Source organism: Kocuria sp. 2SI, assembly GCF_005502825.1.
Classification (GTDB): Bacteria; Actinomycetota; Actinomycetes; order Actinomycetales; family Micrococcaceae; genus Kocuria; species Kocuria palustris.
In genome coordinates this window covers 17,831-41,724 of sequence record NZ_SCNB01000006.1, presented here as the reverse complement: position 1 = coordinate 41,724, position 23,894 = coordinate 17,831, and the positions used below count along the sequence as shown (strand labels likewise).

At 71.5% G+C, this 23,894-nt stretch carries 19 protein-coding genes; 15 read left to right on the top strand and 4 right to left on the bottom strand.

Annotated elements, in window-relative coordinates; genetic code table 11:
- The first annotated feature begins 230 nt into the window (after positions 1 to 230).
- From groES to FFS25_RS04890, 10 genes are all read left to right on the top strand, one after another.
- Positions 231 to 527 (top strand): co-chaperone GroES, encoded by a 297-nt coding sequence (groES, locus tag FFS25_RS04935; RefSeq protein ID WP_006213446.1) that lies wholly within the window; start codon positions 231 to 233, stop codon positions 525 to 527.
- A 162-nt stretch (positions 528 to 689) separates the two neighbouring features.
- A complete protein-coding gene (gene groL, locus FFS25_RS04930; protein WP_058871780.1) occupies positions 690 to 2,297 on the top strand; it encodes a chaperonin GroEL in 1,608 nt (535 codons plus the stop codon).
- Between the two features lie 215 nt (positions 2,298 to 2,512).
- Positions 2,513 to 4,612 (top strand): acyltransferase family protein, encoded by a 2,100-nt coding sequence (locus FFS25_RS04925; protein WP_058871779.1) that lies wholly within the window; start codon positions 2,513 to 2,515, stop codon positions 4,610 to 4,612.
- 124 nt (positions 4,613 to 4,736) lie between these two features.
- Complete coding sequence (gene guaB / locus FFS25_RS04920) at positions 4,737 to 6,263, top strand: IMP dehydrogenase (RefSeq protein ID WP_006213442.1); 1,527 nt, start codon at positions 4,737 to 4,739, stop codon at positions 6,261 to 6,263.
- A gap of 43 nt (positions 6,264 to 6,306) precedes the next feature.
- On the top strand, positions 6,307 to 7,428 hold the full coding sequence (locus FFS25_RS04915; protein WP_040560356.1) for a GuaB3 family IMP dehydrogenase-related protein: 1,122 nt from the start codon (positions 6,307 to 6,309) through the stop codon (positions 7,426 to 7,428).
- 106 nt (positions 7,429 to 7,534) lie between these two features.
- A complete protein-coding gene (locus FFS25_RS04910; RefSeq protein WP_058871778.1) occupies positions 7,535 to 8,557 on the top strand; it encodes an SURF1 family protein in 1,023 nt (340 codons plus the stop codon).
- Positions 8,554 to 9,141 (top strand): DUF3817 domain-containing protein, encoded by a 588-nt coding sequence (locus FFS25_RS04905; RefSeq protein WP_006213439.1) that lies wholly within the window; start codon positions 8,554 to 8,556, stop codon positions 9,139 to 9,141. The genes FFS25_RS04910 and FFS25_RS04905 overlap by 4 nt, the downstream gene beginning before the upstream one ends.
- A 44-nt stretch (positions 9,142 to 9,185) precedes the next feature.
- Positions 9,186 to 10,844: a glutamine-hydrolyzing GMP synthase gene (gene guaA / locus FFS25_RS04900; protein WP_006213438.1), complete on the top strand. Its 1,659-nt coding sequence runs from the start codon at positions 9,186 to 9,188 to the stop codon at positions 10,842 to 10,844.
- A gap of 115 nt (positions 10,845 to 10,959) precedes the next feature.
- Positions 10,960 to 15,117 (top strand): hypothetical protein, encoded by a 4,158-nt coding sequence (locus FFS25_RS04895; RefSeq protein ID WP_006213437.1) that lies wholly within the window; start codon positions 10,960 to 10,962, stop codon positions 15,115 to 15,117.
- Positions 15,114 to 15,335 (top strand): hypothetical protein, encoded by a 222-nt coding sequence (locus tag FFS25_RS04890; RefSeq protein WP_006213436.1) that lies wholly within the window; start codon positions 15,114 to 15,116, stop codon positions 15,333 to 15,335. Before FFS25_RS04895 ends, FFS25_RS04890 begins: the two co-directional genes overlap by 4 nt.
- On the opposite strand, the gene FFS25_RS04885 is transcribed toward FFS25_RS04890, so the two are convergent.
- The 3 genes from FFS25_RS04885 to FFS25_RS04875 form a co-directional block, all read right to left on the bottom strand.
- Positions 15,304 to 16,338 (bottom strand): SAF domain-containing protein, encoded by a 1,035-nt coding sequence (locus tag FFS25_RS04885; protein WP_137802119.1) that lies wholly within the window; start codon positions 16,336 to 16,338, stop codon positions 15,304 to 15,306. The genes FFS25_RS04890 and FFS25_RS04885 overlap by 32 nt on opposite strands.
- A 142-nt stretch (positions 16,339 to 16,480) precedes the next feature.
- On the bottom strand, positions 16,481 to 16,753 hold the full coding sequence (locus FFS25_RS04880; protein WP_006213433.1) for an FmdB family zinc ribbon protein: 273 nt from the start codon (positions 16,751 to 16,753) through the stop codon (positions 16,481 to 16,483).
- Positions 16,754 to 16,855: 102 nt separating this feature from the next.
- On the bottom strand, positions 16,856 to 17,500 hold the full coding sequence (locus FFS25_RS04875) for a 5-formyltetrahydrofolate cyclo-ligase (RefSeq protein ID WP_157796605.1): 645 nt from the start codon (positions 17,498 to 17,500) through the stop codon (positions 16,856 to 16,858).
- Positions 17,501 to 17,749: 249 nt separating this feature from the next.
- Between FFS25_RS04875 and galU the strand changes: the two genes are divergently transcribed.
- The 5 genes from galU (at position 17,750) to FFS25_RS04850 (ending at position 23,174) form a co-directional block, all read left to right on the top strand.
- Complete coding sequence (gene galU / locus FFS25_RS04870; protein WP_006213430.1) at positions 17,750 to 18,679, top strand: UTP--glucose-1-phosphate uridylyltransferase GalU; 930 nt, start codon at positions 17,750 to 17,752, stop codon at positions 18,677 to 18,679.
- A complete protein-coding gene (locus FFS25_RS04865; RefSeq protein ID WP_006213429.1) occupies positions 18,676 to 19,311 on the top strand; it encodes a GNAT family N-acetyltransferase in 636 nt (211 codons plus the stop codon). Before galU ends, FFS25_RS04865 begins: the two co-directional genes overlap by 4 nt.
- Before the next feature lie 162 nt (positions 19,312 to 19,473).
- The gene (locus FFS25_RS04860) at positions 19,474 to 20,331 is read left to right on the top strand and encodes a hypothetical protein (protein WP_137802118.1); all 858 of its coding nucleotides are present in this window, start codon (positions 19,474 to 19,476) and stop codon (positions 20,329 to 20,331) included.
- Positions 20,332 to 20,465: 134 nt separating this feature from the next.
- Positions 20,466 to 22,187, top strand: a complete 1,722-nt coding sequence (locus tag FFS25_RS04855) for a CYTH and CHAD domain-containing protein (protein ID WP_006213427.1) — start codon at positions 20,466 to 20,468, stop codon at positions 22,185 to 22,187.
- A 150-nt stretch (positions 22,188 to 22,337) separates the two neighbouring features.
- Positions 22,338 to 23,174, top strand: a complete 837-nt coding sequence (locus FFS25_RS04850; RefSeq protein ID WP_006213426.1) for a Bax inhibitor-1/YccA family protein — start codon at positions 22,338 to 22,340, stop codon at positions 23,172 to 23,174.
- A gap of 99 nt (positions 23,175 to 23,273) precedes the next feature.
- On the opposite strand, the gene FFS25_RS04845 is transcribed toward FFS25_RS04850, so the two are convergent.
- Positions 23,274 to 23,876 carry a nitroreductase family protein gene (locus FFS25_RS04845; protein WP_006213425.1) on the bottom strand — a complete coding sequence of 201 codons (603 nt, stop codon included), beginning with the start codon at positions 23,874 to 23,876 and terminating at the stop codon, positions 23,274 to 23,276.
- Between the last annotated feature and the right edge of the window lie 18 nt (positions 23,877 to 23,894).

Genomic DNA, 23,894 nt, shown 5'->3' with positions numbered 1-23,894 from the left:
GTGCGCAGCTGGCACTCGCCTTGACCGACTGCCAGCGCCGTCTCTAAGGTGGCGTTAGCACTCGCCCTCGGGGGGTGCTAAGGGATTCGGGCCGATCGGCACCGCGACGACGGTTGGCAGATCCTCTGGCGCACCAGCACCGGGGTCCTCGCAGCAGCGGGGAGCAGCACCTCGGCGGGGCGCCGTGACAGCTTCAGCAACACTTCGAATCCATGAGAGAAGGAGACATCGTGTCGATCTCCATCAAGCCGCTTGAAGACCGCATCGTCGTCCAGGTCGTCGAGGCCGAGCAGACCACCGCCTCCGGCCTGGTCATCCCGGACACCGCCAAGGAGAAGCCCCAGGAGGGCAAGGTCATGGCCGTGGGCCCGGGCCGCGTCGACGACTCCGGCAACCGCATCCCGGTCGACGTCAAGGAGGGCGATCTCGTGATCTTCTCCAAGTACGGCGGCACCGAGGTCAAGTACAGCGGCGAGGAGTTCCTCGTCCTGCCGGCGCGCGACGTGCTGGCCGTCGTCGAGAAGTGAGCCTGACGACCCCCTGATCACCTCAGGCGGTCCGAGCAGAGGGCGCCCGCCGCGTGCCCCGCGGTTGCGCGGGTCCGCGTGGTCGGCGCCCTCTCTCGTCGATCAAGACCCCAGTCATCCCGACGGGCCCGCGCCCGTCGATCCCGAAGGAGAATCCGGCCCATGGCCAAGCAGCTGCTGTTCCGCGAGGACGCACGCAATCAGTTGAAGGAGGGTGTCGACCGCCTGGCCGACACCGTCAAGGTCACCCTCGGCCCGCGGGGCCGCAACGTGGTCCTGGACAAGAAGTGGGGCGCCCCCGTCATCACCAACGACGGCGTCACGATCGCCCGCGAGGTCGAGCTCGAGGACGTCTACCAGAACCTGGGCGCTCAGCTCGCCAAGGAGGTTGCGACCAAGACCAACGACGTCGCCGGCGACGGCACCACGACCGCCACCGTGCTGGCGCAGGCGCTCGTGGAGGAGGGCCTGCGCAACGTGGCCGCAGGCGCTGCTCCGGGCCAGATCAAGAGGGGTATCGAGGTTGCCGTCCAGGCGGTCGCCGATCGCCTGCTCGAGGACGCCCGCGAGGTCTCCGGCGACGAGGTCGCCAAGGTCGCGGCCATCTCCTCCCAGTCGGAGGAGATCGGCGAGCTCATCTCCCGGGCCTTCGAGGTCGTCGGCAAGGACGGAGTGATCACCATCGAGGACGGCTCCTCCACGGAGATCGAGCTCGAGGTCACCGAGGGCATGCAGTTCGACAAGGGATACCTGTCGCCGTCGTTCGTCAAGGACGCCGAGCGCCAGGAGGCCGTCATGTCCGACGGCCTGGTCCTGCTCTACCAGGGCAAGATCTCCTCGGCGCAGGATCTCATGCCGGTGCTCGAGAAGGTCGTGCAGACCAAGAAGCCGCTGACGATCATCGCCGAGGACGTCGAGGGCGAAGCCCTGTCCACGCTGGTCGTCAACAAGCTGCGCGGCACCCTGGACGTCGTGGCCCTGAAGGCCCCGGGCTTCGGCGACCGTCGCAAGGCGATCATGGAGGACCTGGCGGTTCTCACCGGCGGCACCGTGGTGACCTCCGAGCTGGGCATCGCCCTGGACCAGGTCTCCCTGGAGCAGCTGGGCTCCGCCCGCACGGTCACCGTGACCAAGAACGAGACCACGATCATCGACGGCGGCGGCACCGCCGAGGCGATCTCCGAGCGCGTGGACTACATCCGCGGCCAGGTCGAGCGCACCGATTCCGAGTGGGACCGCGAGAAGCTGCAGGAGCGCCTGGCGCGCCTGGCCGGCGGCGTGTCCGTGATCAAGGTCGGCGCGGCCACCGAGGTCGAGGCCAAGGAGCGCAAGCACCGCATCGAGGACGCCGTCTCCTCGACCCGCGCGGCCCTCGAGCAGGGCATCGTGGGCGGCGGCGGCTCGGCGCTGGTCCACGCCTCCGCGGCGATCGACGACGTCAAGGCCCAGCTCGACGGCGACGCTGCCGTGGCCGCGGACATCGTGCGCCGCGCCCTGCGCCAGCCGCTGCGCTGGATCGCGCAGAACGCCGGCCAGGACGGCTGGGTCGTGGTCTCCCGCGTGGAGCAGATGGAGCTCGGGCACGGCTACGACGCCAAGGCCGATCAGTACACCGATCTGCTGGCGGCGGGCATCATCGACCCCGTCAAGGTGACCCGCTCGGCGCTGCAGAACGCGGCCTCGATCGCGGCCCTGGTGCTGACCACCGAGACCTTGGTCACCGACAAGCCCGCGGAGGACGATCAGGACGGCCACGGCCACCAGCACTGATCCGGAAGCTGCGGCGCTGACAGCGGCCGCAGCAGGCCGAGGGTAGGCCCGGCTCCCATCGCACTCGCGGCGGGAGCCGGGCCTTCTGCGCACCTCGGTCGCTGCCGCGGGCGGGCGGCCCGCGCTGGTAGGTTGACGCCCGTACTTCCCCCGGAGGCTGCGCAGGCAGGCTTCCGCATGACCCGCTGCCGTGGCCGCAGCACGGAGGATGAGGCATGCCCGAGCAGCAGGAGACAGACCGCAGCGCAGAGGACGCCCGACGCCGGGAGTCCGTGGCCCGGTACTCGGGCTTCCGCCCGGAGATCCAGGGGCTGCGCGCCGTCGCCGTGATCATGGTGGTGCTCTACCACGTCTTCCTCGGGCGCGTCTCGGGCGGCGTGGACATCTTCCTGCTGATCTCGGCGTTCTTCATGACGCTGTCGTTCGTGCGCAAGCTCGAGGGCGGGCGCCCGCTGCGGATCGGACGCTACTGGCTGCACACCTTCAAGCGGCTGCTGCCGCTGGCGGTGCTCACGGTGCTGGGCACCCTGGTGCTGGTCGCTCTGTTCTTCCCGGCCTATCGTGTCGAGGAGGCCCTGCGTCAGGCAGCGGCGACCCTGACCTACACCGAGAACTGGGCCCTGGCTCTCACCTCGGTGGACTACTACGCCGCCGACCGCTCCACGGCCAGCCCGTTCCAGCACTTCTGGTCCCTGTCCGTCCAGGGCCAGGTCTTCCTGCTGTGGCCGCTGCTGTTCGGACTGACCTGGCTGCTGACTCGTGGTCGGTCCCGCCTGCGGCCCGTGCCTGTGCTCGCGGTGCTGTTCAGCGCCATCTTCGCCGCCTCGCTCGTGTTCTCGATCGTCACGACCGCCACCCAGCAGGAGTTCGCCTACTTCGACACCCGAACCCGGCTGTGGGAGTTCGCCCTGGGCTCGCTGCTGGCCTTGGCGCTGCCCTTCATCCGACTCCCGCGGTGGCTGCGCGTGGTGCTGGGGTGGGTGGGGTTCGTCTCGATGGTGCTGGTGGGCCTGCTGGTCGATGTGCAGGGGGCCTTCCCCGGCTGGATCGCCCTGTGGCCCCTGCTCTCGGCGGCCGCCATCATGGTCGCCGGGCAGACGAACTCGCGCTTCGGCCTGGACCGGATCTTCGCCGCCAAGCCGCTGGTGCGCCTGGGGGACTCCTCCTACGCGCTCTACCTCGTGCACTGGCCGCTGCTGATCACCTACCTGGTCATCCGCGACCGCCCGGAGGCGGGGCCGCGCTCCGGGGTGGTGCTGATCGTGCTCTCGCTCGCTCTGGCGATCCTGGCGACCAAGCTCATCGAGACGCCGCTGAAGAGCTGGAAGTGGCCCGAGGCCACCAAGCTGCGCCTGGCCGGAGCGGTCGTCGTGTGTCTGGCGGTCGGTCTGGGGCCGGTCCTCGCCTGGCAGCAGAGCCTGCGCGCGGACGTCGCCGAGGCCCCGGACGGCCCCACGGCCTCGAACCCGGGTGCGCTCGTGCTGCGAGACGACGTGCAGACCGCGCCGGATCCCGACGCCCCGACGATTCCGCTGGCCGCCCAGCTCGACGACCAGGCGCCGGACCGGGGCGCGGCATGCCCGAGCGAATGGGACATCCCCGTCGGATCGCAGCAGTGGTGCCGCGAATCGGTGCCCGCGGAGGACCCGTCGCAGACCGTGCTGCTGATCGGCAACTCGCACTCCGAGCACTGGCTGGACGCCCTGCGGCCGGTGGCCGAGGCGAACGGCTGGCGGGTGGTCAGCTACATCAGGCCCGGCTGCTATTGGACGAGCCACGAGGACCAGCGCGATGACGAGTGCGGCCCCTGGCTCGACGGCTCCATGCCCCTGGTGCATCAGATCGACCCGGATCTGATCATCACCCAGTCGACCTTCACCAACGCCGGGGGCGAGTACTACAAGCCGGACTTCGACCAGCGCGTGCGCGAGGTCACGGGCGAGGGCTACCGCGTCCTGGGAGTGCGCGACATCCCGCGGTTCGATCAGGCTCCGCCGGAATGCGTCATGGAGGAGGGGTCCGCGCAGGCTCCGCAGTGCCAGAAGACCCATCCCATGCTCGGACAGCCCGATCCCATGCAACCGCTGGCCGAGGAGCTGCCGCTGTACGCCGAGATGGACATGACCGATCAGATCTGCCCGGAGGGGACCTGCCCGCCCGTCATCGGGAACATGTACGTGCAGTGGGACAGCGGGCACCTGTCCATTCCCTACTCGCGCTCGCTGGCCTGGACCTTCGGCGACCGCCTCTCCGCAGCCCTGGCCGAGGACGGCGTGGTCGTGGAGCACCAGCCCGCTCTGCCGCAGCTGCAGTGAGGGCCGCCTCGGCAGGCGGAGGGGCCGAGGGCCCGTGAAGGGTCCTAGACTGTCCTCTCGAAACCGCACCGCGCCCGGGAGCCGCCGGGGCGTCGGCCGTGCCGTCGATGGAAAGGTCCTCCCCGTGTCAGAAGCCCCCGTCCCGACCGCCCTGTCCGAGGATCCGTTCGGCTTCGTCGGACTCACCTACGACGACGTCCTCCTGCTGCCGGGCAGCACGGATGTCATCCCGTCGGAGGCCTCCACGCGCACGCGCCTGTCGCGGCGCATCGAGCTCGAGACGCCCATCATCTCGGCCGCCATGGACACGGTGACCACCGCCAAAATGGCGATCCAGATGGCCCGACTGGGCGGCATGGGCGTCATGCACCGCAACCTGTCGATCGCGGATCAGGCCGAGAACGTGGACCTGGTCAAGCGCAGCGAGTCCGGGATGATCACCGATCCCGTGACGGTCAGCCCGGAGGCCACCCTGCGCGAGCTCGACCGCCTCTGCGGCTACTACAAGGTCTCGGGCCTGCCCGTGGTCGAGGACGGCACCCGCCTGGTCGGCATCATCACCAACCGCGACACCCGCTACCTGCCGGAGTCGGACTTCGACACCCGCACCGTGCGAGAGGTCATGACCCCCATGCCTCTGGTCACCGGGCGCGTGGGCATGCCCAAGGAGGAGGCCTTCAAGCTGCTGGCCTCCAACAAGCTCGAGAAGCTGCCCCTCGTGGACGATCAGGGCGCGCTGAGCGGGCTGATCACCATCAAGGACTTCACCAAGGCGGAGCAGTACCCGCGCAGCACCAAGGACGACGAGGGCCGCCTGCGTGTCGGTGCGGCCGTCGGCTTCTTCGGCGACGGGTGGGAGCGGGCCATGACGCTCGTCGAGGCCGGCGTGGACGCCCTGTTTATCGACACCGCCAACGGGCACTCCCAGGGCGTGCTGGACATGATCGCCCGGCTCAAGGCCGAGCCGTCGGCCGCCCACGTGGACGTGATCGGCGGCCAGGCCGCCACCCGGCAGGGCGCCCAGTCGCTGATCGACGCCGGGGCCGACGGCATCAAGGTCGGCGTGGGGCCGGGTTCGATCTGCACCACGCGCGTCATCGCCGGCGTGGGCGTCCCGCAGATCACCGCGATCAACGAATCCGCCAAGGCCGCGATCCCGGCCGGTGTGCCGCTGATCGCCGACGGCGGCCTCCAGCACTCCGGCGAGATCGGCAAGGCGCTCGTGGCCGGGGCGGACTCGGTCATGGTCGGCTCGCTGCTTGCCGGCACCGATGAGTCCCCGGGCGATCTGATCTTCATCAACGGCAAGCAGTTCAAGGCCTATCGCGGCATGGGCTCGCTGGGGGCCATGCAGACCCGGGCCGGGAACACGTCGTTCTCCAAGGATCGCTACTTCCAGGCGGACGTGGGCTCGAACGAGAAGCTGATCCCGGAGGGCATCGAGGGCCAGGTGCCCTACCGCGGCCCGCTGTCCTCGGTGATCCACCAGCTCGAGGGCGGTCTGCGCCAGACCATGTTCTACACCGGCGCCCGCTCGATCGAGGAGATCAAGCACAAGGGCCGCTTCGTGCGGATCACCTCCGCCGGGCTCAAGGAGTCGCACCCGCACGACATCTCGATGACCGTCGAGGCCCCCAACTACAAGCGCTGATCGGACCCGACCCGGCGCTGACGACAAGGACGCTGACGTGAACCTGAACTACGACATCGAGATCGGCCGCAGCAAGCGGGCCCGTCGGACCTACTCCTTGGACGAGGTCGCCCTGGTGCCCTCGCGGCGCACGCGCGACCCCCGCGAGGTCTCGACCGACTGGCGGATCGACGCCTACACGTTCGAGACCCCCTTCCTGGGCGCGCCCATGGACTCGGTGACCTCCCCGGCCACCGCGATCGCGCTGGGGCGCATGGGCGCTCTGGGCGTCCTGAACCTCGAGGGGCTGTGGACCCGCTACGACGATCCCGAGCCGCTGCTCGAGGAGATCGCGTCCCTGTCGGGCGAGGATCTCCCGGCGGCCACCCGCCGCATGCAGGAGATCTACCGCGCCCCGATCCGCCCGGAGCTGATCACCCAGCGCCTGGGGGAGATCCGGGAGGCCGGGGTGATCGTCGCCGGCGCCCTGACGCCGCAGCGCACGCAGGAGCACTACCGCACCGTGCTGGAGGCGGGCGTGGACCTGTTCGTGATCCGCGGGACCACGGTCTCGGCGGAGCATGTGTCCCAGGCCGAGGAGCCGCTGGACCTCAAGCGCTTCATCTACGACCTCGACGTCCCCGTGATCGTCGGCGGAGCGGCCGGCTACACCCCGGCCCTGCACCTGATGCGCACCGGTGCCGCCGGCGTGCTCGTGGGCTTCGGCGGAGGGGCCTCCATGCGCACCGAGCAGGTCCTCGGCATCCACGCCGCGGGCGCCTCGGCGATCTCGGACGTCGCGGCGGCTCGCCGCGACTACCTGGACGAGTCCGGCGGGCGCTACGTCCACGTGATCGCCGACGGCGGCGTGGGCACCTCCGGGACCATCGTCAAGGCCCTGGCCATGGGCGCCGATGCCGTGATGCTGGGCACCGCGCTGGCCCGGGCCGAGGAGGCTCCCGGACGCGGCTGGCACTGGGGTGCTGAGGCCCATCACGGCGAGGTCCCGCGCGGCGTGCGGACCCGAGTGGGCATTGCGGGGCCGCTGCAGGAGCTGCTGCACGGGCCCTCGAGCCAGGTCGACGGCACTTCCAACCTGGTCGGCGCGCTGCGCCGGGCCATGGCGACCACCGGCTACCTGGACCTGAAATCCTTCCAGCGCACCGAGGTCGTCGTCCACGGCTGAGCCGTCGGGACCAGGTGACGGGGGGGTGGGCACCGCTGGTGCGCGCCCCCGTCGTGCGTCCTGTGCGCGATTCGGCGGCGTCCGGGGGCGTCATTAGACTGGAACGGTGCTCAGGACCGCCCTCAGACCCAGATCCCTGCTCGTGCTGGCGGTCTGTCTGGGCGTAGCCCTCGTCTTCGTCCTGCTCAGCCGCTGGCAGCTCGAATCCAGCCGGGACGCGCAGACCGTCTACGACCCGGGCAAGGAGATCGTCCGCCCGCTGGACGAGACCATGGACCCCGGCTCCGTCCCGACCCTCGAGCAGGTCGACACCGCCGTGGAGGCCACCGGCACCTATCTGCCGGATTCGACCGTGCTGATCGAGGACCGCCTGCAGGATGGGCGCTCCGGCTGGTGGGTCGTGGCCGGTCTGCAGATCCCGGGAACGCAGGACGACTGGTCGGACGCCGATGCCGATCTGGTGCTGCCCGTGGTGCGCGGCTGGACGGATGACCCCGAGCACATCCCGCAGCTTCCCGAGGGGGAGATCTCCGTGGCCGGGCGGCTGCTGCCGCAGGAGGCTCCGGTGCCCACCCAGGACCAGGAGCCGGGCCGCTACGCCAGCCTGTCGCCGGCGCAGCTGACCAATGTGTGGGACGCACCGATCTACTCGGGCTTCGTCACCGCCATGGCAGAGGCCCCCGCAGCGCAGCCCGCGCCCCAGGACGGCACGACCGGGCTGGCCGACGACGACGGCACCCTCCCGGAGGTGGGCAGCCTGATGTCCTCGGATCTGGAGGCCGTCTCGGTCGATCAGCAGCCCACGGATACCTCGCTGGATCCGCTGAACATCTTCTACGCGGTCGAGTGGGTGGTCTTCGCCGGCTTCGCGCTGTGGATCTGGTTCTCCTCCGTGCGCGATGACCACCGGCGCAGCCAGGACCCCGCGGCCTGGTTCGAGCTCGACGGCGAGTCCCTGGCCTACGCCTGGGATCAGCAGGCCCAGCGGTTCTACTACTACGATCCCGTCGCCGGGGAGTACTTCTACTTCGACGACCAGCCCGCCGCGGACCAGAGCGTCCCGGCCGGTGCAGATGACCAACCGGAGGACCGCGGGCGAATCGACCCGCAGAGCGGAGAGCAGCGATGACCCAGGGAGTCCCGCAGGAGGGAACGCCCCGGCCCAAGCAGCGCACCGACGGGGTGCGCGTCACGGCGCCGGAGGGGGCGGATCCGTCGAAGGCCCGCGAGCCGGGCCAGCTGCCGCAGTACTCGGCGCTGCGCACGCGCCGGCGCTTCGGCGGGACCGAGTCCCAGATCAGGTGGTGGCTGAACTTCTACATGGTCTGTGCCTGGATCTCCGGCACGTTCCTGCTGCTGCTCGTGGCCGAGATGATCCTGCGCTACGCCATGGGCTTCGACGTCATTGCCGGGGGCACCATGGCGGGCACGGGGGAGCCCGTGGCCCTGGGCCTGCGCGACAACGAGCTGATGGACATCGAGGGCGGTGTCAACATCTCCACCTGGGTGCTGATCGTGCACGGCTGGTTCTACGTGGTCTACCTGTTCTCGTGCTTCCGCCTGTGGATGCTCATGCGATGGCCGTTCCCGCAGTTCATCGTCATGGCCCTGGGCGGCGTGGTGCCGTTCCTGTCCTTCATCGTCGAGCGCAAGATCCACCGCTCGACCGCCCAGGAGCTGGCCTCGTTCCCCAAGGCGGCCAAGCGGTACTGAGGCGCCGACCGGCCGCAGCCCTGCGGTGACCTAGACTGTCGGCCGTGACATCTCAGCCCAGCACCACGTCCGCATCCGAGACCGCCGATGCAGCCCACGGGTCCCAGGGCCCGGTCCTGGTCGTCGACTACGGAGCCCAGTACGCCCAGCTCATCGCCCGCCGCGTCCGGGAGGCGGACGTCTACTCGGAGATCATCCCGCACACGCTGTCCACGCAGGAGATCTTGCAGCGCAAGCCGTCTGCGCTGATCCTCTCCGGCGGGCCGTCGTCGGTGTGGGCCGAGGGCGCCCCGGTGCGCGATGCCGAGCTCTTCGAGGCCGGCATCCCGATCTTCGGCATCTGCTACGGCTTCCAGGTGATGGCCAACGCCCTGGGCGGGACGGTGGCCAAGACGGGCGCGCGCGAGTACGGCGCCACGATCGTCGACGCCTCGCTGGGCGTCGCGGACACCGCGCCCGAGGGCCAGGACGTGCCGGGACCGGATTCGATCCTCACCGGCTCCCCGCGCCTGCAGAAGGTCTGGATGAGCCACGGGGACTCCGTGACCGAGGCCCCCCAGGGCTTCCGCGTGCTGGCGTCGTCCGGCGGCGCACCCGTCGCCGCGTTCGTGGACGAGCAGCGGCGCCTGGCCGGTGTGCAATGGCATCCGGAGGTCCGCCACACCGAGCACGGCCAGGCCACGATCGAGCACTTCCTCTTCGGGATCGCCGGGCTGAAGCCCACGTGGTCCACCGAGAACATCATCGACGCCCAGGTCGAGCGCATCCGCGAGCAGGTCGGCGACGGCCGCGCGATCTGCGGGCTCTCCGGCGGCGTGGACTCGGCGGTGGCCGCGGCGCTCGTCCAGCGCGCGATCGGGGACCGCCTGACCTGCGTGCTCGTGGACCACGGGCTCATGCGCCAGGACGAGGTCGAGCAGGTCGAGACGGAGTACGTGGCCTCGACCGGCGTCAACCTGCACGTGGCGCGGGAGTCCGAGCGCTTCCTCGATGCCCTGGCGGGAGTCAGCGACCCCGAGACCAAGCGCAAGATCATCGGCCGCGAGTTCATCCGCGCATTCGAGGCCGCCGAGGAGGCGGTGCTCGTGGCCGCTGCGGATGAGGGCGCCAAGGTCACCCACCTGGTCCAGGGGACCCTCTATCCGGACGTCGTCGAATCCGGCGGCGGCGAGGGCGCGGCCACGATCAAGTCCCACCACAACGTCGGCGGGCTGCCCGAGGACCTCGAGTTCGAGCTCGTGGAGCCTCTGCGCGAGCTGTTCAAGGACGAGGTCCGCGAGGTCGGCCGCCAGCTGGGCCTGCCCGAGTCGATTGTGGGACGGCAGCCGTTCCCCGGTCCGGGCCTGGGTATCCGCATCATCGGCGAGGTGACCAGCGAGCGCCTGGAGATCCTGCGCCGCGCGGATGCGATCGCCCGCGAGGAGCTCACCGAATCCGGGCTGGATCAGGAGGTCTGGCAGATGCCGGTCGTCCTGCTGGCAGACGTCCGCTCGGTGGGCGTGCAGGGCGATGGCCGCACCTACGGCCACCCGATCGTGCTGCGCCCCGTGTCCAGCGAGGATGCCATGACCGCCGACTGGTCCCGCCTCCCGGAGGACCTGCTGGCGCGGATCTCCAACCGGATCACGAACGAGGTCCAGGAGATCAACCGCGTGGTCCTGGACGTGACGTCCAAGCCGCCGGGAACCATCGAGTGGGAGTGAGCGGCGGGGCCGCAACGGCCCTGCCGCCTCCCGCAGGCGGCGTCTCCCGCGCCGACTGAGCAGTACCCGACGCCGCGGCCCGCCCAGGCCGCGGCGCTCACCCATTAGGAGAAGCATGTCCCCCTCGTCCGAGTCCGGAGCCCCCGTTCCGCATGGCTCCGCGTCCTCCCACCGCAGCGGCCAGGAGACCGTCTCGCTGCAGGCCTGGACGCGGCAGATGGACGCCTACACCGGCCCGGACACGCTGCTGGACTTCAACCAGGTCGACAACGTCTGCATCGACCTGACGGAGGCCAACTCCTCCGGGCAGGCGCAGCTGATGATGGGCCGCCCCACCCGCCTGTCCACGATCATGCGCGAGCAGGCGGGGCTGCAGCGGGCGTCGCGCGCGGCGCGGATCCTGCGCACCAAGATCCACGAGCTCTCCGCCCAGCACGGGCTCGATGCCGCCTACCTGGCGGCCGGCACCGCCTCCTGGCTGCAGGCGGAGCCGCGTCCCCGTGCGGAGGACGCACAGGGCCCGCACGAGGCGGGGGAGCGCGGCCACGGCGACCGGCACTCGACGCAGCGGCGGTTCATCGCCCCGGTCCTGCTCGCCCCCGTGACCATCCGCCCGCGCTCGGACGGCGATGACTTCGATCTGCAGATCGTGGGCCCCGCTCAGCTCAACCCGGCCATGGTCCGGCGCCTGCTGGCCGATCACGGGGTGGACCTGACCACCGGCGAGATCTCCCGCCTGGCCTACGGCACGCGCCGACTGGATCCGGCACCGGTGCTCGAGTCCCTGCGCATGGTCGCCTCCGAGGTCCCGGGCATGCACGTGGAGCACCGCCTCCTGGTCTCCACCTTCGCGGACCTGCACGACCGTCCCGCCGATGAGCACGTGCCCGCGCGCACCGACGTGATCCGCGACCTGGCCCGCCTGAAGTCCACGGCCGTCGGCAAGATCCCGCAGCCGCAGCCGCTGCAGAACCGCTCCGCGCCGCTGGATCAGCGCGATCCGGACTCCGAGCTGCTGCTGCTCGACGCCGACAGCTCCCAGCAGGAGGTCGTGGACCTCGCCACGCAGGGCGACTCCTTCGTGGTCACCGCAGCCCCCGGCACCGGGCAGATCGCGACCGCCGTGAACACCGTCGGCGCGCTCGTGGCCCAGGGCCGCTCCGTGCTCGTTCTGGGGGAGCGCCGGGCCGCCCTGGCCGACTTCCACCGAGGCTTCGAGATGCTCGGGCTGTCGTCGTCGGTGCTGCAGCTGGGCTCGCACCTGACGGGCGAGGACGTCGCCGGTCAGCTCGTCGAGTCGATCACGCGCGCCGAGCGCGCCCAGGAGCCGGACCTGCGCGCCCTGCACAACCGGCTGCGCTCCGTGCGCGACCTGCTGGCCGGGCACATGGAGGCCCTGCACCGCCAGCGCCCGCGCGTGGAGGCCTCCGCGTATCAGGCCATGCAGGCCCTGGCCGAGCTCACCTCCCGCCCGGACGGGCCCACCACCCGGGTCCGGTTCTCGCGCGGGGTGCTCGACGCCGCCGCCCACCGCGCCGAGATCACCCGCCAGCTCGAGAGGGCCGCGGAGCTCGGAGCCTTCGACGCCGCGACCCTCGACGGGCCGTGGGAGGGCGCGCGCCTGGTCAACGACGAGGAGACCCGGCAGGCCCGTCACCTGGCTCAGTCGCTGCTGCTCGAGCTGACCACCCTGGAGACCGGGATGCGCACGGTGATGTCGGTCTCGGGGATGCGCGCCGGGGCCACGATCCCCGAATGGGGCCAGCAGCTGCGCCTGCTGCAGGAGGTCGAGTCCTCCCTGCGCTCCTTCACCCCGGACATCTTCGACCGTCCGGTGACGGACCTGATCGCGGCCACGGCGGCCTCGTCCTGGCGGCGCGATCACGCGATCGAGATGTCCGGGCTGCAGCGCTCGCGGCTGCGCAAGGCGGCCAAGGAGTACATCCGACCGGGCGTCCACCTCTCGGACCTGCACGCCTCCCTGGTCAAGGTCCAGTCGGAGCGCGACCGCTGGCGCTCCTGGTCCACCACGATCGAGAAGCCCGAGATCTCGGACGCGGTCGACGACGTCGCCGAGATCCAGCAGCGCTTCATCGAGGACCTCGAGGGCCTGATGATCGCCCTGGAGGGCTCCCGCACGGGCGGGGGCCTGTTGGAGCTCGACGTCGCCGAGCTGCGCGAGGTGCTCACCCAGCTGATCGACGATGAGGCCAATCTGGAGACCATCCCCGAGCGGACACTGCTGCTCGAGGGCCTGCGCGATCGCGGCCTCGGCGAGTTCGTCGAGGACCTGACCTCTCGGCGCGTGCCCGGGCACCGGGTGGCCGAGGAGTTCGATCTGGCCTGGTGGCAGTCCTCGCTGGAGGCCATGGCCGCCGATGACGGCCTGCTGCCCATGACGGACGGCTCGAGCCTGCGCCGCGCCGAGCAGGACTTCCGCCGCGCCGACTCCGCGCACATCTCCTCCGGTCCGCAGCGCCTGATCTGGGCCCAGGCCCAGCGCTGGCGCCGTCTGCTGCGGGAGCAGCCGGAGGCCGCCGGGGAGCTGCGCGACATGCTGCGCCATGGCAGCGCCCCGCTGCCGCAGCTGCTCAAGGCCTGCGGCGACCTCACCCGTGCGCTGGCCCCCGTGTGGACCGCGAGCCCGCTCGTGCTCTCGGCTGCGCTTCCCGATGACCTCGAGATCGACGCCGTCGTGGTCCTGGACGGGGAGTCGACGCCGCTGGCGGCCGTGCTGCCCGCCGTGACCCGTGCTCGCCAGGTCGTCGTCTTCGGCGATCCCGCCCTGGGCCGCCCGCAGCCCTTCACCGTGGCGCCCATGACAGGGGAGTCCTCCGGGCCGGTGACCGAGGTGGACTCCGCGTTCGACGCGCTCTCGCGAGTCGTCGATCGCCGTCAGCTGCGCGTGCTGTACCGGGACATGGACGCTCACCTGTTCGATCAGCTCAACGCGGACTTCTACGGGGGGCAGCTCACTCGCCTGCCCTCCGGCGCCGCGCTCACCGAGGGCGATTCCCGCCTGGAGGTCGAGTACGTCGCCGACGGCTACGGCGAGCTGGCCGCCGGGCACGAGGGCGTGCAGTCCCCGAACGCCGAGGTGCGCCGCGTGGTCCAGCTCGTGATCCGCCACGCGCGCCTGCACCCGGAGCGCTCGCTGGCCGTCGTGACCCCGAGCGCCCGCCATGCCGCACGCGTCGCCCAGGGCGTGAGCGCCGTGCTGGGGCAGCGCCCCGAGCTCGCGGAGTTCTTCCGGCCCGGGCCCGAGTCCTTCCGCGTGGTGGATCTGCACCGGGCCGTGGGGCTGCAGCGCGACACCGTGATCTTCAGCGTGGGCTTCGGGCGCACCGATCACGATCGCGTGCTGCCCTACCTGGGGCAGCTCTCGGACCGCGACGGCCGCCGGGGCTTCGTCCTGGGGATGACGCGCTCGCGGCTGAACACGATCGTGGTCTCGTCCATCCGTCCCGAGGAGCTGGAGCCCAGCTCTCTGCACAACGGCGCTCGCGATCTGCATCGCCTGCTGCTGCGCATCGAGGAGGCCGGGCACATCCGCATCGGCGCCGCCGATGAGCCGCTGCTGGCCCAGAAGGACGAGCGGCAGGAAGATCTCCAGGACGCCGCCGGGACTTCGGAGGCAGGGGATGCCGGGGCCGAGGCCCCTGAGGCCGAGGCGGCCCACGAGCCGCCGGAGCCCGTCGAGGCCGCTGAGCGGCCCGAGGCGCAGGACCGTCCCAAGCGCCCGCACCTCTCGCTGGTGGGGGCTCAGGAGCCCGCCCGGACCGAGCCGGACGACGAGCCCGCGGCCGAGCCGGCCACGCAGCCGATCCTGGTGCACGACCCCATGGAGCTGGCCGACGCCGCCGTCCACGAGGACGCCCTGGTGCAGGACCTCTCGCGCCGTCTGGTGCAGCGCGGCGCGGCGGTGCGCCACCACCACGAGGACGCGATCGACCTGATCGCCTGGTCCGAGACCGCCGAGTCGCTGTCGGCCGGAGCCGTGGTGGGTCAGCGCTCCAGCGGCGACCCGGTGCGCATCCCGGTGGCCGTGGTCTCCGACGGCACCGAGCAGGTGGCCCGCATGTCGGTGCGCGAGCGCTCGCGGCTGCGCCCGCAGCAGCTCGAGCGCAGCGGCTGGAACCACCTCACGCTGTGGACCATCGAGGTCTTCACCCAGCCCGACGCCGTGGCCGGCCTGATCTGCCGCTACCTGGGGCTGCCGGCTGATACCGGCACCACTGGCGTGGACGGGGCCGGGACGACGGGCCGATCGTGAGCCCGCAGAAGCCTCGGCGGCGCCCGCCGCGCGGCACGCGCCGAGCGGTCGGCGGCAGCCCGGCACCCGGGCCGGATGCCGGGTCCGGCGGCGCTGAGCAGCGCCCTGCAGCCTCGGATCGAGCGCACGAGCCAACCCCCGAGACCCTGGACGAGGTCCCGGACGACGCCCAGCGCGACGACTGGCTCAACGCCCAGCGGCCTCCGCACTGGGGCTGAGCGCCTCAGCATCCGCGGGCGCGGCCACGAGCACCGGCACGAGCTCGCCCTCCGGGGCAGCCGCCAGGCGCTCGGCCGTGGCGGCATCTGCGCCCACGACCAGAAGGTCGTCCTGGCTCTCCGGCGTGGAGGCCAGCAGGCCGTCTGCAGGCTCAGCCGGATCGGCCACCCAGAGCACCGGCAGCTGCGCGGCCACTCGCGCCGAGGTCTCGGAGGCACCGGTCTGCTCGGAGCCATCGGCCCCGTCCTCGGACGCGTCGGCGGTATCGCCGTCGGTCCGGTCATCGGCTGCGGGGCCCGGCGAAGGAGCCGGGAGATCGGCATCGGCGCGGATGAGGTCCACGTGCTGACCGGGCCGCACGTGGGTCAGTGTGGCGGAATCAGCCACGCGCAGCGTGACGGCCGTGGTGCCGGGCGGCTGCCCCGAGAGCAGATCCGGTCCGAGCACCGACGGGCCGGTCAGCGGCTGTCCTTCGACGACCGCGCTGGCCAGGGTGCGCCCCACCCATGTCTCGATCTGCTGATCCGCTCCCGGGGAGTCCCCGGCCGCATCTGCGGCCAGTCCCTCGCTCGGGGTGCTGAGGGGATCCGTGCTTGGCTGCCGTGTCCCGACGGAGCTGCCCTGGTCGTCGGGGGCCGGGGCGGCTGCGGTGTCCGCGGTGCCTGCTGCGGACTCGCCGGGCACCAGATCGACCGGGTAGTCGGCCACCCGGAGGTCATCGGCGGACAGGACCGTGCCGGCGCCCAGGGAGCGGGTCGCCACCACCGTGGGCACAGTGCGCTGGGAGGCCGGGCTGATCTGCAGCACCGCGATGGCTGCGGCGATGCTCAGGAGCACAGCGGCGATCAGGCGTCGGCGTCGGGACAGGGCCGTGCGCAGCGTGATCCCCAGCGGATAGCGCGGTCGTCGTGGAGCGGAGCGGGGTCTCCTCCGCGCTGTGCCGCGGCCGCCGAGTCGCGCACGGCGGCCGGGGGAGGGGGCCGAGCCCCGTCGGATCGTCATGCCCGCACGCTAGGCGGGGCCTCGAGTCCCTTGGCGCGGCTGCTGTGCCGGTGGGGGAGCGGCGGCCCGAGAAGGCGGTCCGATGCGCGGCTGTGGAGCCTCGGAGCAGCCGCACATCGGAGGCACAGCCGCGATCAGCGGGTCAGTCCGACGAGCTCGAGCTCGAGGAGGCGGAGCTCGAGGAGCTCGTGCCGGAGGTGCTGGACTCCGAGGATGAGGCAGAGGACGAGGAGCTGCTCGCGCGGGAGTCGTTGCGGTAGAAGCCCGAGCCCTTGAAGACCACGCCCACGGAGTTGAACTGCTTGCGCAGCTCGCCGCCGCACTGCGGGCACTCGCTCAGCGGGGCGTCCGAGAAGGACTGGCGGACCTCGAGCTGGTGGCCGCAGCTCTTGCACTTGTACGCGTAGACGGGCATGGAGGGACCTTCCGGACGACGGCGAGGCACGGTGCGTGCCGAGGGCGGGGCCGCGGCGGCCTCTGCTGAGGAGACGACGGCGGCTTCGGATCGGCCTCGATTCTATGCGCCTGTGCTCTCGGCCCTCGCCGCCGAGCCCTGCAGATCGACCAGCCCCGTCTCGGTCAGGGCGAAGTGAAGCCGGGCGTCCCAGGGCTCGCCGGGAACAGCGCCAGGAGGCAGCACCTCCCGGGCGAAGACGCAGGCCGCCGCGGGGGTCCCAGGGGCGAGCGACTGCAGGAAGGCGTCGTAGAACCCGCCGCCCATGCCCAGGCGCAGGCCCTCGGCGTCGACGGCCAGGGCGGGCACCAGGACCAGTCCGAGATCCTGCGGAGCCTCGCTGAGGGGCCCGACCGCCTCGGGCAGGCCCCCGGGCCCGGACGGGGCGAAGCCCGTGGAGTCCAGCCACGGCGTCCACAGCATCCTGCGTCCGGGCTGGGTCACAGGCAGCAGCAGGCTCCGATGCGCCATGTGCTCCCGCAGCGCCTCCGTGAGCGGGGGCTCCTCGGGCAGCGGCAGGAAGGCGAGCACGGGGCCGTCGGGATGCCGGGAGAGCAGCTGCTCGAGCCCGGTGGCAAAGCCGACGACCTGCCGGGAGCGCTCCTGCACGGAAGTCCCCGCACGGTCCGCGCGCAGACGTCGACGCAGCGCGCGCTTGCGCTCACGGACTGAGGGCACTGGCGTCTGAGGGGCGTCGGAGCCGGTCATGAGCCCCATCATGGCAGTTCATGAAGCCGACGCCTCTGTCCACACTGTGGCACCGGCCTCGATGAAATCCGATGTGCTGCTGGGCGCTGCGATGCCCCCTGGGGCGACGAGACGGCGCTGGCAGCGGGGCTGCGAAAGCGGCGGGCACAGCGCGACGGCCCACAGCCGGGAGGCCGGTCCGCCAACACGGCTCGCGGGGTGATGCGACCCATAAGGGGCCCGCAGGGGGCGTTCCGTTAGCCTTCAGGCATGAGCTCTGAGAACCCCAAGCGCACCGTCCGCAAGGCCGTCCTGCCCGCCGCCGGGCTGGGCACCCGCTTCCTGCCCGCCACGAAGGCCACTCCCAAGGAGATGCTGCCCGTGGTGGATCGCCCCGCGATCCAGTACGTGGTGCAGGAGGCCGTCGATGCCGGTCTGACCGATCTGCTCGTGATCACGGGCCGCTCCAAGCGCGCCCTCGAGGACCACTTCGACCGCATCCCGTCGCTGGAGGCCCAGCTCAAGGAGTCCGGCAAGGACAAGCTGCTCGAAGCCGTCGAGCACGCCTCCGAGCTCGGCGACCTGCACTACCTGCGCCAGGGCGACCCCAAGGGCCTGGGCCACGCGGTCCTGCGCGCCAAGACCCACGTGGGCGACGAGCCCTTCGCGGTGCTTCTCGGCGACGACCTCATCGACGAGAAGGAGGACCTCCTCTCCGAGATGATCGAGGTCCAGCAGCGCACCGGCGGCTCGGTCGTGGCCCTGCTCGAGGTCCCGCAGGAGAGCATCGGCGCCTACGGCTGCGCCGACGTCTCCGCGGTCGAGGGCGAGGACTTCGTCCGCGTCAACGGCCTGGTCGAGAAGCCCGAGCCCGCCGAGGCGCCGTCGAACCTCGCGGTCATCGGGCGCTACGTCCTGCACCAGGGCGTCTTCGAGGTGCTCGAGCACACCGAGCCCGGCCGCGGCGACGAGATCCAGCTGACCGACGCCCTGGCCGAGCTGGCCGCCCAGGAGGGCGAGGGCGGCGGCGTGTACGGCGTGGTCTTCCGCGGCCGCCGCTACGACACCGGCGACAAGCTGTCCTACCTCAAGGCCAATGTCACCATCGCCTCGGAGCGCGAGGACCTCGGCCCGGAGCTGCGCGCATGGCTGATCGAGTTCGCCAAGGGCCTCGAGGGCAAGGACGCCGACCAGGCGTGAGCCCGCGGGTTCAGTGGCCCGTGCGGCTGTCCTGGGGCGACCTGCGGCTGCGTCCCCTCGTCGCGCGCGATCGCGGCGAGTGGGATGCGGTGCGGTGGGAGAACCGGGAGTGGCTGGGCCCGTGGGAGGCCACGAACCCAGAGCCCTCCGAGGCGCTGCCGTCGTTCCGGCGCTTCGTGCGGGAGCAGGACCGGGAGGCGCGAGCGGGACGCAGCCTGCCGTGGGTCATCGCGGAGCGGCGCCCGGACGGCTCCTGGCCGATGGCCGGCCAGCTCGCCGTCTCGTCGATCACCGGCGGAGCCGCGCGCAGCGCCTCGATCGGCTACTGGGTCGACGCCACGTGCGCCGGACGCGGGATCGCGCCCATGGCGGTCGCGATGGCCGTGGACTACTGCTTCCAGCATCGTCGCCTCCACCGGGTCGAGATCAACATCCGCCCGCAGAACGCAGCGTCCCTGCGCATCGTCGAGAAGCTGGGCTTCCGCGACGAGGGGCTGCGGCGGGATTACCTGCACATCGCGGGGAGCTGGAGCGATCACCGCAGCTTCGCGCTGACGGCCCCGGAGCTCGCTGCCGGGGGCCTGGTCGAGCGCTTCACCGGCACCAGCAGGCCGATGGTCGTGGAGTCCTGAAGGTGCGTCGCGCGGCGCTTCGCTGCGACGCATTCCCGGCGGAGTATGGGATCATGGGCCGAGCACCTGAACGTGCCGCCGTTCCGCGCCGTCTTCGACCCGCAGCGGATCCGGCACCAGACGAACCGCCTCATCACCTTGAGAATCCGAGGAGCCCGGAAGATGCCGAGCAGCGACACCCAGCCTTCAGCCGGCGTCTTCGACGGCCTGGCGATCAGGTGGGATCGCACCTCAGTGTTCCTGCTGGGCGCCGTGAGCCTCGCGCTGGCCGTTGTGCTGGGTCTTCTGGCCCCCTTCACCGCCGTGACCTGGCCCTGGCCGGTCTTCCTGCTCCTGCTGGGCACGGGCAGCATCGCAGCCCTCGTGTACGTCGCGGATCAGGAGCGCGCCGCTGCGCCGGCTGCCAGCACCTCCGTGCGCAGCGCCCGCAGCGCGCTCGGTGCTGAGGCTGCCGTCGAGGGCCAGCCAGGGCGGGCCGAGGCGCAGGACCGAGCGCTGTTCGACAACGAGCAGCACGTCGCCCGGGAGGCCGAGCGCCGCGAGCAGGCGGACCGCCGGGAACTGGACCTTCCCGAGGATCAGGAGTTCCTGGACGACCTGCGCTTCGAGGACGAGGAGCAGGACGCCGTCCGCAGCGTCGTCCGCTCCTCCACGGCCGCCCCGTACGTCCCGCCGCGCGCCGACCTCCAGCGCTCCGCCGCGCGTCCGGCAGGCGTGCGCACCCAGGCTGCCGGTCAGCTCGTGCCCACCCACGAGGAGCTGAGGGCCGTCGCCCGTCGCGTGGCTCAGGAGTCCTCGCAGGATCGCGGGCAGACCTGGGAGCCCGTCGCGGTGCCCAAGCCCACCTATGCCCGCGTCGCGGTGGCGCCCCGTCCGGCCGTCGAGCCCATGCAGGCTCCGGCCGCACCCAAGTCCTCCGGACGCCCGCTGCGCGAGGCAGCCCAGGCTCCGCAGCCTCAGACCGAGCGCCCCGGCGTCTCGATCGACCTCGACGACGTCCTGTCGCGGCGCCGGGCCTGAGCCGGCCTGCCAGCCCGCATACCCTTCGAGAACGTCGTCGGCCGCATCGCCATCGGGCGAGGCGGCCGACGACATTCCGCTCCCACCCGCAGAAGCCACAGCACCTCCACGACCTCCCGAGAGGAGATCCGGCGATGACCCCCAGCACCCAGCCCGAGATCGAGCGCAAGTACGAGGTGCCCGCAGGGGCCGAGCCGGTGTGGGATGACATGCCGCGCCTCAAGGTGGAGCCGGAGCAGGATGTCCGCTCCCTCGAGGCCACCTACTACGACACCGCCACCGGCAGCCTGGCCGCCTTCGGGCTGGCGCTGCGCCGTCGTCGCGGCGGTCCGGACGAGGGGTGGCACCTGAAGTACCGGGCCGCCGGCGTCAAGCACGAGGTCCACGTCCCCCTCTTGCGCACCGCCGATCGGCTGCCGGCGCAGATGCGCCAGCTGATCTCGGGCCTGCTGGACGATCAGCCCCTCGAGCCTCTGGCCGTGCTGCGCAACGAGCGCCAGGTGCTGCAGGTGCACGACCCGGAGCACGGCCGCGTGGCCGAGATCTGCCTGGACGACGTCCGCGGCACGGAATCCGCCACGGGCATCACCCGGGTGTGGCAGGAGCACGAGGTCGAGCTGGTCAACGGGACCCAGGCAGATCCCCAGGCCGTCTTCGACGAGATCCAGACAGTGCTGCTGGCGGCCGGGCTGCGTCCGTCCGCCTCCGCAGCCAAGATCGCGCGCACCCTGGGCGCCGAGGACGACGCCGAGGCCGTCACGGTGATCGGCCCCGACGGCGAGCAGCTGCCGGGCACCCAGCCGGAGGATTCCTCCGAGGACCGTGCCGAGAAGGCCTCCTCGAAGGGCAAGAAGGGGAAGAAGGACAAGAAGGACGGCGGGAAGAAGGGCAAGAAGGGGAAGAAGGACAAGAAGGACGGCGGCAAGAAGGCGAAGCGGGCCGAGGCGGTCCCGGAGCCGGAGTCCGAGCCGAGCACCGGGCAGATCGTGCGGACCGCGCTGTTCGGAGCCGTCCGACAGATCCAGTGGATGGACTTTCTGGTGCGGATCGGGGCGGAGCCGGCCGTGCACGGCCTGCGCCGCGCGGCGCGCACCTGCGAGGCCCTGCTCATCGGGCTCGGCCCGGATCTGGCGAATCCCCAGGAAGCGGCCGAGGCAGGCCGGATCGTGCGCGAGATGAGCCAGGAGCTCTCCGCGCTGCGCGATGCCGAGGTCGTGGAGCAGCTGCTGCCGCTGCGCGCCGAGGACGCGGGGGAGGCCCTCTCCCGCTCCGCAGCGGCGCATCTGGAGACCATGGCCCGGGAGAATCGTGAGGCCCAGGCCGCCTCCGCGCGCCGTCGGCTGCTCTCGAGCGGTCACCAGCAGTCGCTGCGGGACCTGGCAGAGGTGCTGGGCCGGGCGCGGCTCAGCGACTCCGCCGCCGAGCGCTCGCCCAAGAAGCTCGGCTCCCGCATGGCCGAGCGGTGGCTCGAGACCATCAGGCAGCTGGGTCCCGTTCCCGTCGAAGTGGTGCAGCTCGACGACGTGCTGGTCCACGTCCACGCGGTGCGCCGTGCACTGCGCCTGTTCAGCTTCGGCGCCGAGGTCTTCGACGCCACGCCGCTGCGCGCCCGCAAGTCCCAGACGACGATCCTGCCGAGCGCGGAGGGCTACCTCGAGACCTGCGGCGATCTCATGGACTGCCGCGTGATGGACGTCTGGTACGCCTCCGCGGCGCGCTCGCTCGTGCGCAAGGGCGGCGATCGCTACGGCGTGGGCATCCTGCACGGCCGGGAGCGCGCGCTGCTCGAGGCATCGACCGAGGACAGCGTCCTGATCCTGGAGGAGCTCTTCGACCAGTTCGAGGACGAGGACTGAAGCCCCGCAGCGCGTGAGGCTCCCACGAGCCGTTCGCCCTCGGGGGACGCTCGAGCGGCCCCCGGGAGCAACTGCTAGCCTGAACACAGCCCCCACTACCGCCCTCGACTGCCCCACAGGACATATGCGGGCACAGGAAAGGATGATTGCATGAGCAATCCCATGCTCCGCGACTTCGGCGCTCAGAAGGGCGCCCGACCCCAGCAGGGTCAGTACGAGCAGAACGGCCGGATCTACGACTACGCTGGCGGGGCCGGTCAGACGGCCAGCGCGGACAAGCTGCAGGGCATGTACGACCAGCCCACGGCAGGCCCTGCGCAGACCGGCCGCATGACTATGACCGACGTCGTCATGCGCACCGCCATGACCCTGGGCACCGTGATCGTCATGGCGGTCGTGGGCTGGTACGTGCCGGCCCTGGCGATCCCCGGCGCGATCATCGGCCTGGTGCTCGGCCTGGTGAACGCCTTCAAGCGCGAGCCTTCGCCCGTGCTGATCATGGCCTACGCCGCGGCTCAGGGAGCCTTCCTGGGCGGGCTGTCCATGATCATGGAGGCCAGCGCCTACCAGGGCATCGTGCTCCAGGCCGTCATCGGCACCCTGGGCGTGGCCGCCGTCGTGCTGGTGCTCAACCAGCTGGGCATCCTGCGCTCCAGCCCCGTGCTGACCAAGATCGTGCTGGTCGCCATGCTCGGCTACCTCGTGTTCGGCCTGGTCAACCTGGGCCTGTCGGTCTTCGCCGGCTTCAACATGCGCTCGGACGTCAGCATCCCGGGCACCGACCTGCCGCTGGGCCTGCTCATCGGTGCGATCGCCATCCTGCTGGCGTCGTACTCGCTCGTGCTCGACTACGAGAACATCCGCAACGGCATCGGCCGTGTGCCGGCAAAGTACGCCTGGTCTGCGGCCTTCGGCCTGACGGTCACGCTGATCTGGCTCTACGTCGAGATCCTGCGCATCCTGGCGCTGTTCAACAGCAACGACTGAGACAGCTCGCGCCGCGGGAGACATCCTGCGCAGCACAGGGCCCGGCCCCCACCAAGCGATCCTTCGCCGGTGGGGGCCGGGCACTTCTCGTCGCTCGGGTCAGTCCAGGAATTCGAGCGGGGTCTGCGGCTCGGGCCCCGCAGCGGCCTCCCGCGCCTCAGCGGCCGGGACCCGGCCGATGAACAGCCACCCCAGGATCTCTTCGCGCTCCTGCAGGCCGTAGAAGTCGTGCAGGACCTCCTGGTCGGGCGACTCGCGCGGTGCCCACTGCACGCCCCAGCCGACGCCGCACAGCGCAGCCTCCAGAACGGTGTGCGCGGCCAGTGCCTCCATGCGCTGGCGCTTGCGGGACAGCTGAGCGTCCTCGGCGGGACGGAAGACGAGGGCCAGCGCCATGCCGCCTCGCATGGCGAAGGCCAGCGAGCCGCGGAAGGCCGCCAGACGGCGCAGCTGCTTGCCCTTCAGCGGTGCGCTGCCATCGCCGACGTCCGGCAGGGAGCGCAGCCCGGAGAGCGCGGCGGCCAGCTGCGGGGCCTGTGCGCGAGTGGTGGCGATCAGGCGCCAGGAGCTCGTGTCCTCGGAGGCCGCTCGTCCCGCGGCCGCCCGGACGATCTGCTCCAGCTCAGCGCGCGTGGGGGCCTCTGGGAGCAGAGCGATGGCGCGTCGACGCTGGGACAGGATTCTCAGGAACGGGGCGACCATGGAGCCATCATCCCACCT